We start from the raw sequence: 13,389 nt of genomic DNA on the forward strand, positions 1-13,389 counted from the left end.
TTTCCAACATTCTTTCATCATGTCGTCTATGAAACAATACACTTCGGTGATATAGTCTTCCGTGAGCATGCTTGAATACCTTTCTAAGTTGGTTGTAGCTAACCTAACTTAATCGATATTTCGGCTATTAATAGCCCAAGCATGCTCTTTTTCGTTTTTTACCAATAAAACTTGCACACGGCGTTAATAAAATAACTTTTTCTCAAAAGTTATAAGAAATTATAACTTTTGAGAATTATTATTAAGTTATAATTGTATTTTTACTTGCCTATGAAATGTTGGTTTCGTAGAAAGCTTTCAATACTATTTGGGATATAGAACATTGTATTAATGATCTTTGTAAAAGGAGTGTCGTATTTTTCATTGATCTTTGCCTCGATAAAGTAATAATCATTGCTGCCTAATGATCTTGAACATAGCAAGATAAGAGTTCCATTGAAACGCAAAAAGAAGAATGTGAATATATAAAGTATAGCAATAATATATATGATTGTTTTTGTGTAAAAAGTTTTACTATTCTTTATATTCATCTCTCTTACTTTCTAGATTGAGGAAATTTTCCTTTGGCGTTAATAGCGCCGGAGCTGAAATTATTTTTTCTTCTTATATTGTTCCAAAATTTGTAGATAAATTAAATTACCATGGTCGGTTTTAACTGAATATGACGTAAATGCAAATCCCTTTGAATACCAGTGAACTAACTGATAATCTTTTAAATTCTCCGAAGAAAGATTATATTTTGAAATTTGAGAACGAGTTAAGAATTTTGATATAAATTCAATTATATCCTCCTTTGTAAATAATGACTCCAAAGATTTCTGCTGTGAAACTGAAGCGTATGAGGGGAAATGAAATTCCCGATTTGAGTAGAAAAACCAGGTCGTACAAAAGTCACTTCTCTTTAGATTATTATTTCTGAAATAAGCTGTTTCATATTTCTCTGGAAAAACTATTTCAGAATAACCTAAAAGCTTAATATCTTGTTCATTGGGTTCGGTTGAATTGTTAGGGCTGATGTCGCAACCAAACAGCGAAAAGAAGACTGATATTGTAATTACGCAACTGGCTGTCAGTAATATAATTTTATTGCATTTCTTCAATTGTTCTGTTACCATTTTTATCCCAACGAACTTTATATTTCTTGATACCATACATTAGAAATTCTCGAGCAAATCCAAGCTTGTGGAATGTTCCCATTAAAATATCATCAACCCTGCCAACTATTGGTAAATCTGCAGATTTACCATTATCCCAATTATATTTATCTATCATATAAAATGTAAATTCCAGCTCATAGCATTGTGCGCTTGGGATAGTAAGTTTTCCTTTTCCGCATCCCAAGAAGCCTCCAACAGCAAAATACCAATTGGGGTCCTCATCTTGTTCGACATATCCTTCTGTATGACTTGTTGATGTGATATTGTATATATTAGGCGGTAGCTTGTCGGCTAGCCTCTTTACATCCTTCAGTTCTTCATTTAGAACTGATTGAGCTGCTTTGGTTTTCATAAATTCATTCATCCGTATTTGATACGGAGTTCCGGTTGTATTGGTGAAATAATATCTCAAATGTGCAGCTGCATCTGGATATCGATACTTTACAAAATTGGTGGCCATGAGTATTGCCACTGTCAGTTTTTCAAATGCTTCTACCATTTCTTTGTCATTTGTTGACATCAAAGACCCCCAAGCACCCGCTCCTTCATCAGGAATATATTCAGGGAGTTGAGTTCCTACTATATAATTTGCCAAGCCCAGATGATCTATTTTGTTGATAATACTGTTTGTGGCAAAATTATAGAAATTGAGGCCACTAGTTTCCCCGATCGGATCTCGCTTGGTCCATCTTCCCAACTGCGGGTTGTAGTACCGGTAGTTGTAGTAGACGAGGCCTAGTTCGTCGTCGTGGAACTCGCTGCTGAAGCGGAACGGGTTCACTAGGGCGAGGCCGCCGGGGGGCAGGGGCGGGGTAGTAGAAGTATCGTACTGGCGGCGGTCCATGGCTTCCATGCCGAACACCGTGCGCAGCGCGGAGGCGTTGCCGTCGCCACCGATTCCGGAGTCGCCGCCCAGTTCCATGCAGAACAGCATGTCGAGGTCGAGGTCTTCGGGACGGTGCATTTCATCACCGTTGCTGCTGAGCAGGTTGCAGATCGCCGCCACCTTGCCGCCTTCATAGTCGACGGCGGCCGGACTTTCCCCGCCGCGGCCGTTGGCGGCCAGCGTCTGGCCGAAGGGGCCGTAGACGTAGTTCGCGGCTTCCGCGCCGGTCGCGTCGTACAGGGCGGTCACGTTCTTGTTGCCGTCCGTCACGTAGTAGTACGCGGCGTTGTCGTGCTTCATGCTGAGCGGCACATCAAGACCGGCGGTTTCGGGCTGCCAGACAAAGGAGAGTTCCTCCGCATCGTTGTTCAGCGCGTCGTAAACCCCGATCAGCTTGTAGCCGTCGTACACGAATTTCCGGTGGACGGTCAGCGTTTCGCCGTCGTAGAGTTTCTTCTCGAAGCGGCGGCCCATGTAGTCGTAGGCGGCTTCAAACTTCACGCTGCCCTTTTCCGCACGGATCAGCCGGTTTTCACTGTTCCACGTGTAGAGCCAGCCGTCATCGGTCGTGAGGGTGTTGCCGTCGGCGTCGTAGGTCAGCTCCCGGCCGTTCACGGCGGTGTACTGGTTCAACTGGTTGCTCGCGTAGGCGAAGGCTTCGCCGTCCTCCTCCGCCGCGGTCCGGTTGCCGATGCCGTCGTACCGGTAGCTCATCGCATTCAGCGCCGCGCCGTCGGAATCCGCGCGTTCGGCGCTCGTGAGCTGGTTCAGCGGGTCGTAGCCGTACTCCCAGCGGCTGCCGTCGGAGAGGGCCGCCTGCGTGCGCCGGTTGTCCTTATCCAGCGTGTAGCCGATCACCGGCTGACCGTTGGCGGTGATTCCGGTCAGGCGGCTGTGGCTGTCGTATCGGAACGCGGTGGTCAGGAACGGGGCGGCTTCGCCGACCTGCCACGCGGCAGCTTCGACCAGCCCGGTTCCGGGGCGGTAGCTGTAACGCAGCGTCGCCGCGCCGTCGGCGATTGAAGCGAGCCGCCCGTCCGCGCCGTAGGCGTAGGCGACCGAATGTCCGTCCAGCGTCAGGCCGGTCTGCCGATTGAATTCGTCGTAACTGCGCATGATGACCTTGCCCGGCAGGTTCGGGACGGTTTCGGCCAGCACGTTGCCGAAGGCGTCGAGGGTGAATTCGCGCACCCCGGCGCGGTCCGTCACCTTGACTACCCTGCCGTTGAGGTCGTATTCAAAGCTCTGATCCATGCCGGTCACCGCAAGCTGTTCGCCCGCGCGGTTGTAGCTGCAGGTGAACTCCTGTCCCCGGGCGTTGGTGTGCGAGGCGAGCTTGCCGTCGCCGCGGTAGGTGTAGGAGAGGCTGTTCCCATCCGGGTAGCTCTTCTTTTTCAGCCGTCCGCGCGCGTCGTACTCGTAAGCCGTCACCTGCGGGGCGTCGTCGTCCCGATAGGTGGTCAGCGCCGTCAGCCGCCCCTGCGCGTCGTAGCCGTACTCCTGACGGTACACGCCGCCCGAAATCGAGGCGACCTGACCTTGCGGAGTATAGGCGTAGTTCGTGACGGTTCCCTCCGGCGTGGTTTCGGTGAGCTTGTTGCCGAGCGGGTCGTAGGTGTACGACACGGTGCGCGACAGATCCGGCGCGGATTCGGTCACGGCCAACTGACGCCCGGCGGCATCCAGCGTGTAACGCACACTTCGCAGCACTCCGCCCTCCTTGTGATCGCTGCCGACGGCCCGGTTGAACTCGTCGTACAGATAAACCGTATCGCCGAGCACACTGTGTGCCCCTGTAATCAGCATATCATTCCGATAGGTGTTTTTCAAGGCCGTGCCGTCGAAATTCGTAACGATTTCCTCAATTTCGCCGTCGCCGGAACAGGTGCGCACGGTGGAAGCGGTGCGCCCCTGCTGCGTTTCCCAACTGTGCTTGTTGTCGCGGGCGGTCTCCTGAACTGCGTACAGCTGCCGTTCGCCGCCGTGGTAAAGGAAGGTGCGGTCGAAGCTGACCACCAGGCCGTCGCGCAGCCGGTAGCCGCTCTCGAACTCGGTGACCGCGTCGCCGCTCCAGTTGATTTCGTCGAGCGCGTCGGCCCGCTTGGTCACCTGGTACTTCTGCTTGCCGGTGGCGTCGTCGTAGACGGTCAGCTGTTTCAGCCCCTCGGAATTTTCATGTTTCACCGCGCGCCCGCAGGCGTCGAACGAGGTGGTTTCGGTGAAGCCGTCCGAATAGACCGTCTTGTACGACCGGCCCATGAAGTCGGTATAGCTCTTGCTCCACTCGGTTTCGGAGCTGCGCGCCAGCGTGAAACGCTCGTTGTTCTCCACGCCGTATTCGTAGCTGCGCGGCACGGCGGCGGTTCCCGAAATCCGCTTGACGCTGCCGTCGCGGAAGTATTCGGTGCGGCTGGTGTTTCCGAGCGCGTCGGTGGTCTCCTGCCAGCCCGCGCCGCGGGCGTAGGCGGTGGTCGCCCCCGCCGGATCGGTTTCGCTGACCAGTTCGCCGTCCGCATCGTAGACGCGGGTGGTCACCAGTTCGCCGCCTGCGCTGCCGACGACGGTGGCGACGGTTTCGTTGTCGTTCGCGTCGTAGGTGTGGTAGGTGGTCACGCCCGCCCGGCTCTCGAACTTCAGCCGCTTGAAGCTGTCGTAGGCGTATTCGGTTTCGGAGCCGTCCGGCGCGACGATCCGGCGCGGGCCGCAGCAGTTGTATTCGGTCGAAGTCACATCCCCGTCCGCCGTCGTTTCGGTCAGCACCCGGCCGTACTGGTCGTAGGTGTAGCTGCTTTGGGAAATCAAAAGGCCGCTTTCGAGGTCGTAAACAGTGCGTTCGACGGTGTCGCCCATCAGGTTCTGCACCGTGACGGTGCGGGTGCCGTGATCCGGCAGATGGCCGCTCTCGGTGGTGGTCTGAAGCTCGAAGGTCTCCTGACCGTCTTCGTCCACGGTCGGATTCAGCTTGGCGTAGGACGTTACCGTGACGGTGCCGTCGGCGTTTTCCATTCGTCGCACCTTGCCTTCAAAGTCGCCGTCGGCGTAGGAGAAACTTTTCGTGACCCGGTTGGCCGGATCGTCATAGGCGGCGCCCGGAGCCGCCGCGGTCACATCCCACGATTCGTTGGGGAAGTAGAGGCGGTAGCGGCGGGCGGTCTCCTGCCCGAGGGTGGTTTCGACGGTGGTGCGGATGCGCTGGTCGTTCTCCATTACCTCCTCGTTTTCGGCGAGCGGGGTGTAGTCGTAAACAGTGACGCGGCACTGGTCCTCCGGCGCGTCCGGCAGCGCGTCGCCGAACGGGGTGACGATTTTGACGGTGCGCCCGAGCGAATCGTATTCGTAACGGGTCCAGCCGCCGTCGAAATCGGTGACGAGTTCCGGGCGGCTGTAACCGGCGGCTCCCGGCGCGGCGATATACCGGGTCACCGCCTCGCGCTGCTGTTCCGTGCCGTAGTTGCGGTATTCGGCGACGGTCCGCTCCCCGAACGGGAAACCCTGCTTCAACCGGACGCTGACCGCTTCGTTGCGGCCGTTGGCGCTGTAGCGGATATGGGTCTGTTTTTCCTGAATCAGCATCGCGTCGGGATTAGGATTGTCCTCCGCCGGGGGCGCGCTGCGCTCGAACACGGTCAGTTCGGCGGGCATCAGCGTATTCCCCTCCTTGTTCCAGAACCCTTTGGCGACGATTCCGGTATCGAAGGTGATTTCGATGTATTTGGCCGACAGCGCGCCGGAGGTATTCTGGAAGTCCATGATGCTGTAAGCAGTCGGAGTTCCGTAGTCGGGCGCTTCGCCTGCCGGGAAGAAATCGGCGGGACTGAATCCCTCTGCATCCGCCGGATCGGTGCTGCGGGTGAAGCCGCCGACCGGCTCCTGATCCTGAAACTCCGTATCGCGCACGGAGGCCCGGCGGAGGCGGCTGTTCGCGGTGGAGTTATGAGTATAACCTATGAGAGAAGGTTCGGAACGACCGTTGACGTGAATGTTGACTATTCCCCACGAACTCGTGAAACTATAGTTGTCCTTGGAACCGCTGCGCTTGACATGTTCGCCCGGCAGTCCGGTGAGCTGATAGGCGGCATCAAGGAAGCTGTAGCATTGAGCCAACTGTCCGCCACGGAAAATGTGGGAAACACCGTCGGCGCAACGCAGTGTATAATTACCGGCGCCTTCGTTGTCATGCAGCGAATGCCCGGCGTTGTTCATGGAATGATATTTACCCCCTTTGCGGAAAAACGGCACCAACGCTCCGGTGGGACGGCGCAGGTACACGAATTTCCAGCTTGTGGAGCCGCCCTCCTTCGTGCTGCCGGAGCTGGAGAACTCATCTTCGATGCAGCTGTCGCAGTTGTACTGGCCGTACTGGTCGTCCGCGAAGTTGAACACCGCCATATAGTGCCCCACCTGAAGGCGGCAGCCCATATTCGAGGAGATCGCCAGCGGAATCTGAACTTTGCCGGAAAAGGCGCTCATCGCATCCTTGAGATAGGCGTAAGGGCTGGTGAACTGGCCGCAGCAGGTGTTGCAGGCCTCGACCGCGACGCCGTTGACGGATTCATCCGGGATATAGTCGGGCGCTTCCAGCTTGATCCGGTGGCTGATCGCGCAGACGGGCTGGATGTCGCACTCGGTATTCCAGCCGGCGGCGCGCGGATCGGTGATCTTGACCAGTTGCGTCATCCGCGCGATGTTGACCTTGAAGGCGTCCGCCGCTTTCAACGTTCCGTCCGCGAGTTTCCACGCCGGAGTCCCTTCCTCGGAGGCGGACCGGAAATAGAGTAGAAAGTCGCACTCCCCTTCGCCGTCGGGTTGAGAAATGATATTGTATTTAATGTTCCAGTCGTCCTTGGCGCGCCGGCCGGAGCAGTCGCGGTCGTGGGTTTCGCCGGAAAGCTCGCCCCGGTTGAAATCGACCTGCACATCCATGTCGGTGCTATTCATCGCAATGTGGACGGAATAGTCGTATTTCCGGGTCGTCAGCGATTCGAGCACCGCTTTCAGGTCGGTGAAGTGTTCCCAGAGCACCGGCAGAGAACCGGAGGCGCTCCCTTCCTCGCTGTAGATGCTTTCACCGGATTCCGTGTAAGCTCCCGGCATCAGCAGGAATCCCTTGCCGCCGTTGATTTCGGGCTTGGCTTCCTCGTCGCTGAACGGGTCCGGCAGCGACAGTTTCAGCTTTGATCGATCGAAGAACTGATCTTTGCCCTCCTTGATGATATCGCGGAGCTGCTGCATATCCTCGGAGGTGATTTCGTGTTTCTTGCGATTTTGGCCGTCGAAGCCGCCGATTTTTTTCTTTTTGAGGTCAAGGCCGAAGCCGCGTTTCCAGCACCCTTCCACGATTGCGTTGTAGGCTTCGGCGAACTGGGCGTTGACCGGTGGTTTTACTGTCAGAAATGCCATGGTGCATCATCCTTTTCAATTGAGTTCCGGGAAATGAATCAGTTGGCGCCTGAAGCGTCGTCGCAGGCGTTTTCGCAGGTCGCGATCTCGTACCAGTGCCATCTGCCGTCCTGAATGCCGAGCACCACATCCTTGTCGTCCGGGGCCGTTTCCCAGTGGCAGGAGTCCGGGCCGTCGGCGACCAGCACCGCCTTGGTTTCCGGGAAGGCCACCGTGCTCAGCACGCCGCCGCCGGCCACCAGAATGCCGTCGGCATTCTGATTCAGGGCGAGTTCGTGCACGCCCGGAATCTCCTCTGTCTGCCCCTGTTCGTTCTCCTGCCGGGGACGGATGAATTCAAGGACGGAACCGGTGCTCGCATTCGTCCGGATCGTCACCTGGATGTTGACCGGGCTGCTGTCGCCGTTCGACACGGCGATGGTGGTGTCTTCGCTCCTGATCTCATTGATGAACGGGTAGGAACCCTGCACGCTGAAGCCGTCGGCGCTGCCGGAAACGGAGAACGCGGTAGCCGGGATCGTCTGATTGTCTGCCATGATGAATTTTCCTTTGTATTGAATCGTTTTCAGTTGTTTTTGCCGTCGGCGGCGAGGCGGCCGCGGTCTTCGGTCACGAGTTTCCATGCGGTTTCCTGAAGCGCGGCGAGCTGGTCGCGGCAATCCTGAAGCCGTTCGATTTTGAGCCAGCAGTCGCGGCATTTCAGCGCGAGGTCGTGGTGTTCCTTGTCGTAGTGCCACGCGGCCAGAATCAATTGGCCGATCGCGTCGGATTTATTCAAACTCCGGTAGCCGATTTCGAGGTCGTACAATGCACGCGCGGTGGAGATGTGTTTGTGGGCGCAGTAGATGCACGGTTCGTCCGGGCGCTTGTCGGCGATGGTGTTTTTCTTGCAGGAACAGCTCATGATGTATTGCTCTTTCGTGTAATAAGTGGATTGTCGGGATTCAGTCGCAGCTCGAAACCTGCTCGGTGGTCAGGTCGCCGCTTTCGGGGGAGAACAGCAGCGCATTGCCGCCGGAGGCCGGCAGCCAGTTGCATTCGCCGTTTTTGTCGGCCGTCAGCAGAGCGCTGCTTCCGGTGGCGGGCCGGGCGGTCAGGTTCGCTTTCCGGTTGTCGCCTTCGCCCTCGACTTCGGCGACGAGCAGGCCGGTGACGCTTTCCGCGAGTCGGAGGGAGTCGGGCCTGTCCTGATCGGTCCGGAACACTTCGCCGACGGAGGCTCCGGCCCGGATCGTGATGCTCAGATCCAGATAGGGCTTTTTGTCGTCGCCGGAGGAGTCGGTTTTGTCCTCGATCTTGATGGATCGGTCGCTGCTGACCAGGTCGTTGAGCAGGCACTGGTCGATCTTGATGTTGAGTTCGCGCGGAACTTTGGGGGGATCCTGGTTGGCCATGAATTGATTCCTTGTTGTTATCCGGTTATTTCACTCCGATCGGAAGCTCCGGGCTTCCGGGAAATCGGCGTGCTATCCAGTAATGACAGGAATTGTCAACAGAAATCGGCAAAAAAATACCGGAATGCCGTGGAAATCAGGCGGCATTCCGGTAAAATGGAGATGAAAAGATCAGTTCCAGCGCATCGGCAGAAGCTCTCCGACCGTGGCGGTCCTGCCCGCTTCGAGCAGCACTTCGCACCGGTGGTTGTCGTCGTGGATCTGGCAGATGAATTCACGGCAGCGCCCGCAGGGAGCACCGACCGAACCGTCCTCCATCACGGCGACCAGTTTCACGATCCGGTTCTCTCCGGCGGTGACCATCGCGGCGATCGCGGCGTGTTCGGCGCAGAAGCCCATCGAGCAGGGCGTGTCGATGCAGACTCCCCGGTAGACGTTCCCCCGGTCGGTCAAGATCGCCGCCGCCACGGAACCGGCGGAGCTGCTGCGGGAGAGTTCGCGCGGATTCAAGGTTTCGCGGGCGATCCGGTACAGTTCGTCAAAGGTCATGGTGAAATCTTTCATGAAAAGAGCCGGTCAGTCCGACCGGCTCCGGTTGAATCAGCGGAAGGATTATTCCGCAATCTTCGCTTTCACATACTGGGCGAGCCTGACGTCGTCGTCGCCGTAGAGCGTCAGAAGGTCGCCGGTGATTTTGTACTCCTCAACCTTGGCGAGCATCTGAAGATAAGCGGTTTCGTAGTTCATGCCCGGCCCGGCCATCCGCGTGGTGCCGAGCGGCGGAAACTTCAGGTCCTCCTCGGCTTCGTCGACGACGGCGGTGCCGAAATAACGGTTGACGCCGGCGCAGCCGCTGACCTTGCCGTCGGCGGCGATCAGCAGCGTGATCGGGCGCATCGGTTTTTCACTGGGATTCTGCACGCCTTTCAGGCTGGACAGGTCGAGTTGCCAGGTGATGCCGGTGATCTGGCGGTCGCGCTCCGCGTGGCGGCAGTTGGCGCAGCCGGCGACGACGAGGGCGAACGCCAGAGCGGCGAGTCCGAATCCGAGTACGGCGAGTTTCTTGAACATGTTGTTTCCTCCTCAAAATTTTCAGGTTTTATCCGGTTTCACTGTGCATGAAACTTTTATCACTGTACATCCGAAATGAAAAAAGTCAAATGCGCTGCCGGTTGCGGGCGGGGATGGATTCCGGGAGAGGAAACGGAAAATTTTTGTTGCAATTATTCCGAAAGGGATTTATAGTATAACTTTTACAGGAAAATAACACAGGATGAAACTATGAAGTTCGGACGTTTTCTGAAAACTTTGGGCGCGGCGGCGGTGCTGGGAGCGGTGCTCTGCTCCTGCGGCCGTTCCGACAATAAACTCGTGATGGTCGCGGAGGCGACGTTTCCGCCCTACGAATTCCGCGAAGGCGACCGGATCGTCGGCATCGACGTCGATATCATGACCGAAGTCGCCCGCGAAATCGGCAAGGAGCTGGTCGTCGAGGATATGAGTTTCGACTCGGTGATTTCGGCGGTGCAGTCCGGCAAGGCCGACGTGGCCGCTTCCGGCATCACCGTGACCGAGGACCGCAAGCGGCAGATCGATTTTTCCGTGCCTTACGTGGAGGCGCGGCAGGTGATCATCGTGCCGGGAAATTCCGCGATCAAGGGCAGGGACGACCTGAAAGGCAAGCGCATCGGCGTGCAGCACGGCACCACCGGCGACGCCTATGTGACGAAGAACATCCAGGAGCCGGAACGCTTCCCGAACGGCGCGCTGGCGGTCGCCGCGCTGAATGCCGGCAAGATCGACGTGATCGTGATCGACGGCGAACCGGCGAAGATTTTCGCAGACCGGCACAAGAACCTGTTGATCCTGCCGGAACCGCTTACCGTCGAAGAGTATGCGATTGCGATCCGCAAGGGCAACACCGAACTTCTGGAGCAGGTGAACCGCGTGATCCGGCAGCTGAAGGAAAACGGCGGGATGGCGGCGATCCGGGCGAAATACATCAAGTAGGCGGGAATCCCGATGGACAACTTCTGGAACTGGCTGCAAGGCTGCCGGACGGATTTCTGCGACTCCTTTTATCTGAACTTCATCAAGGACGACCGCTGGCGGTATCTGTGGGACGGCTTCTGGACCACGATCGGCATCTCGTTCGCGGCGGTGCTGCTCGGTGTGCTGCTCGGCTTCACGGTCGCGGTGATCCGCTCCACCCACGACAAGACCGGCAAGCTGCGGCTGCTCAACTGGCTGTGCAAGCTCTATCTGACCGTGATCCGCGGCACGCCGGTGGTGGTGCAATTGCTGATCATCTACTTTGTGATCTTCGGCTCGGTGAATATCAGTAAAATTCTCGTGGCGATCGTCGCTTTCGGCGTGAATTCGGGCGCGTATGTGGCCGAAATCATCCGCGGCGGGATCATGTCCATCGACAAGGGGCAGTTCGAGGCGGGGCGCAGCCTCGGTTTGAGCTATATCCAGACCATGATCTACATCATCCTGCCGCAGGCGTTCAAGAACGTGCTGCCCGCGCTCGGCAACGAATTCATCGTCCTGCTGAAGGAAACCAGCGTGTCGGGATACATCGCGCTGCAGGACCTGACCAAAGGCGGCGACATCATCCGCAGCCAGACCTATACGGCGTTCATGCCGCTGATCGCGGTGGCGCTGATCTACCTGGCGGTGGTGATGCAGTTCAGCTGGCTGCTGGGCAAACTGGAACGGAGGCTGAAAAACAATGAGTAATGTCGATCCTGCCGACCCGGTTTTCCGGGTGAATCATCTGGTCAAGCAGTTCAACGGCCTCCGCGCGGTGAATGACGTCTCCACCGAAATCCATCAGGGCGAGGCGGTGTTCGTGCTGGGGCCATCCGGTTCCGGCAAAAGCACTTTCCTGCGCTGTTTGAATCTGCTGGAGGAACCCGGCTCCGGCGAAATCTATTTCAAGGGCGGGCTGATCAACCGGCCGAAGGCGGACATCAACAAATTCCGGCAGCAGGTCGGGATGGTGTTCCAGCACTTCAATCTGTTCCCGCACCTGACGATCCTCGAAAACATCACGATCGCGCCGGTCAAGACCGGCCGTTCCTCCCGGGCGGAGGCGACGGCGAAAGCCGACGCGCTGCTGAAGCGGATCGGCCTCTACGATAAGCGCGACGTCTATCCGCAGCAGCTTTCGGGCGGCCAGAAACAGCGCATCGCGATCGTGCGCGCGCTGGTGATGAATCCGGATGTGATCCTGTTTGACGAGCCGACTTCGGCGCTCGACCCCGAAATGGTCGGCGAAGTGCTGGCATTGATGAAGGATCTCGCGCAGGAGGGGATGACGATGGTGGTGGTGACCCACGAGATCGGCTTCGCCCGTGAAGTCGCCTCGCGGGTGATGTTCATGGATGCGGGCCGCGTGGTCGAGGAGGGAACTCCCGCCGACGTGATCGACAACCCGAAGAATCCGCGCCTGCAGGAGTTTTTCTCAAAGGTGCTGTAAATTGTTCCTGTTTCTGCATCAGTCTGGTGTCGGCGGGAAGAGTTTATCGTGCTTCCTTTTTGACCGCATCGTTCAGCAGGCGGAAAAATTCGTCTCTGGCATACCGCTCGCGCCACGGCGTGTGGCCGCATTGCTCCAGCAGATGGAACGTGTACGGGATGCCGCGCCGGGACAGCGGCTCCGTGACGCCCTCCGGCGGATGGGTGTCGTAGACGCCGTGAATGATTTCGAGCGGGCAGGAGATGCGGTCGAAAGCGGCAAGCAGCCTCCCGTCCCGGCGCAGTTCCGCCGCTTCGCCGAACACCTTGTCGTACATCTCGCCGTCGATCGTGCCGGAATCCCCGTCCGGTTCCTCAAACGGCTGGAAGTTGTCGGCCTTTTCACAGAGCGTTCCGAGCTGTCGCAGCAGCGCATCCGGCGCGGAACCGGGAGAACTCAACGCGGCGAGCAGCTCCCGGTATCGGGCCGCCTCCTCCGGCGTGAAGTGGGCGAGGCGGCGCGCTTCAAGCTGCGGCAGGTAAGCGGCTTCCAGCGGTCCGCAGCCGATCAGGACCAGCCTGGCGGCCAGACCGGGATGGCGCGCGGCGTACAGCGCCGCCAGCCATGCGCCCCATGAATGTCCGATCAGCACGAGCGGCCGGGAGGCGTAGGCGGTCAATTGCCGGTGCAGTTCTTCGACCTGTTCCGTCACGGAGTATTTCGATTGCAGCGGCTCCAGCACGCCGCAGGATTCGGCGAGGCCGCGCGCCAGCCCCGCCGCCGAACCGATGGCGCCCGGACCGCCGTGCAGCACCGCCGCCCGGCAGGGGGAGGGGCCGTATGTTCTGACCTGAAACGATTCCATTCTGTGTTCTCCTCTTTTTCGTATTGTACCGGTGTCCGGGCGCTTTTACAAGCCCGCAATGTGACAAACGTACACAAATTTACGGTTTGCGTCCATTTTTTTTCAAAGGCATTTCGGGTATAATATATGGTTATTGTCCCAAATTTTGTGAAACACACTTGTAGTTTCCAACGCCGATAACGACGTTGCCGATAATTTGCATACGTTTTTGCCAGTAGTCCTCC

General features: G+C 57.2%; 11 protein-coding genes. 3 read left to right on the forward strand and 8 right to left on the reverse strand.

Annotation, left to right across the window (positions count from 1 at the left end):
- Positions 1 to 590 precede the first annotated feature (590 nt).
- The 7 genes from C8D82_RS20920 to C8D82_RS19965 all read right to left on the reverse strand — a co-directional run bounded on the left by C8D82_RS20920 (position 591) and on the right by C8D82_RS19965 (position 9,908).
- Positions 591 to 1,115 (reverse strand): hypothetical protein, encoded by a 525-nt coding sequence (locus C8D82_RS20920; RefSeq protein WP_133245313.1) that lies wholly within the window; start codon positions 1,113 to 1,115, stop codon positions 591 to 593.
- On the reverse strand, positions 1,084 to 7,443 hold the full coding sequence (locus tag C8D82_RS19940; protein WP_116886054.1) for an RHS repeat domain-containing protein: 6,360 nt from the start codon (positions 7,441 to 7,443) through the stop codon (positions 1,084 to 1,086). The genes C8D82_RS20920 and C8D82_RS19940 overlap by 32 nt, the downstream gene beginning before the upstream one ends.
- Before the next feature lie 38 nt (positions 7,444 to 7,481).
- Positions 7,482 to 7,979: a hypothetical protein gene (locus C8D82_RS19945; protein ID WP_116886055.1), complete on the reverse strand. Its 498-nt coding sequence runs from the start codon at positions 7,977 to 7,979 to the stop codon at positions 7,482 to 7,484.
- Between the two features lie 29 nt (positions 7,980 to 8,008).
- On the reverse strand, positions 8,009 to 8,347 hold the full coding sequence (locus C8D82_RS19950) for a hypothetical protein (RefSeq protein WP_116886056.1): 339 nt from the start codon (positions 8,345 to 8,347) through the stop codon (positions 8,009 to 8,011).
- 40 nt (positions 8,348 to 8,387) lie between these two features.
- Complete coding sequence (locus C8D82_RS19955) at positions 8,388 to 8,837, reverse strand: hypothetical protein (RefSeq protein ID WP_116886057.1); 450 nt, start codon at positions 8,835 to 8,837, stop codon at positions 8,388 to 8,390.
- 171 nt (positions 8,838 to 9,008) lie between these two features.
- Positions 9,009 to 9,386: a cytidine deaminase family protein gene (locus C8D82_RS19960; protein ID WP_116886063.1), complete on the reverse strand. Its 378-nt coding sequence runs from the start codon at positions 9,384 to 9,386 to the stop codon at positions 9,009 to 9,011.
- Between the two features lie 63 nt (positions 9,387 to 9,449).
- Positions 9,450 to 9,908 carry an META domain-containing protein gene (locus C8D82_RS19965; RefSeq protein ID WP_116886058.1) on the reverse strand — a complete coding sequence of 153 codons (459 nt, stop codon included), beginning with the start codon at positions 9,906 to 9,908 and terminating at the stop codon, positions 9,450 to 9,452.
- 210 nt (positions 9,909 to 10,118) lie between these two features.
- On the opposite strand from C8D82_RS19965, the gene C8D82_RS19970 reads away from it, so the two are divergent.
- Genes C8D82_RS19970 through C8D82_RS19980 form a run of 3 tightly spaced genes read left to right on the forward strand, consistent with a single transcriptional unit; the run spans position 10,119 to position 12,321 of the window.
- Complete coding sequence (locus tag C8D82_RS19970) at positions 10,119 to 10,847, forward strand: basic amino acid ABC transporter substrate-binding protein (RefSeq protein ID WP_116886059.1); 729 nt, start codon at positions 10,119 to 10,121, stop codon at positions 10,845 to 10,847.
- Between the two features lie 12 nt (positions 10,848 to 10,859).
- A complete protein-coding gene (locus C8D82_RS19975) occupies positions 10,860 to 11,579 on the forward strand; it encodes an amino acid ABC transporter permease (protein ID WP_116886060.1) in 720 nt (239 codons plus the stop codon).
- Positions 11,572 to 12,321, forward strand: coding sequence for an amino acid ABC transporter ATP-binding protein (locus C8D82_RS19980; protein WP_116886061.1), 750 nt, complete (start codon positions 11,572 to 11,574; stop codon positions 12,319 to 12,321). The genes C8D82_RS19975 and C8D82_RS19980 overlap by 8 nt, the downstream gene beginning before the upstream one ends.
- Before the next feature lie 43 nt (positions 12,322 to 12,364).
- Here the strand turns inward: C8D82_RS19980 and C8D82_RS19985 are convergent, their stop codons facing one another.
- Positions 12,365 to 13,165 (reverse strand): alpha/beta fold hydrolase, encoded by an 801-nt coding sequence (locus C8D82_RS19985; RefSeq protein WP_116886062.1) that lies wholly within the window; start codon positions 13,163 to 13,165, stop codon positions 12,365 to 12,367.
- Positions 13,166 to 13,389: the final 224 nt, after the last annotated feature.

Source organism: Victivallis vadensis (assembly GCF_003096415.1).
Classification (GTDB): domain Bacteria; phylum Verrucomicrobiota; class Lentisphaeria; order Victivallales; family Victivallaceae; genus Victivallis; species Victivallis vadensis.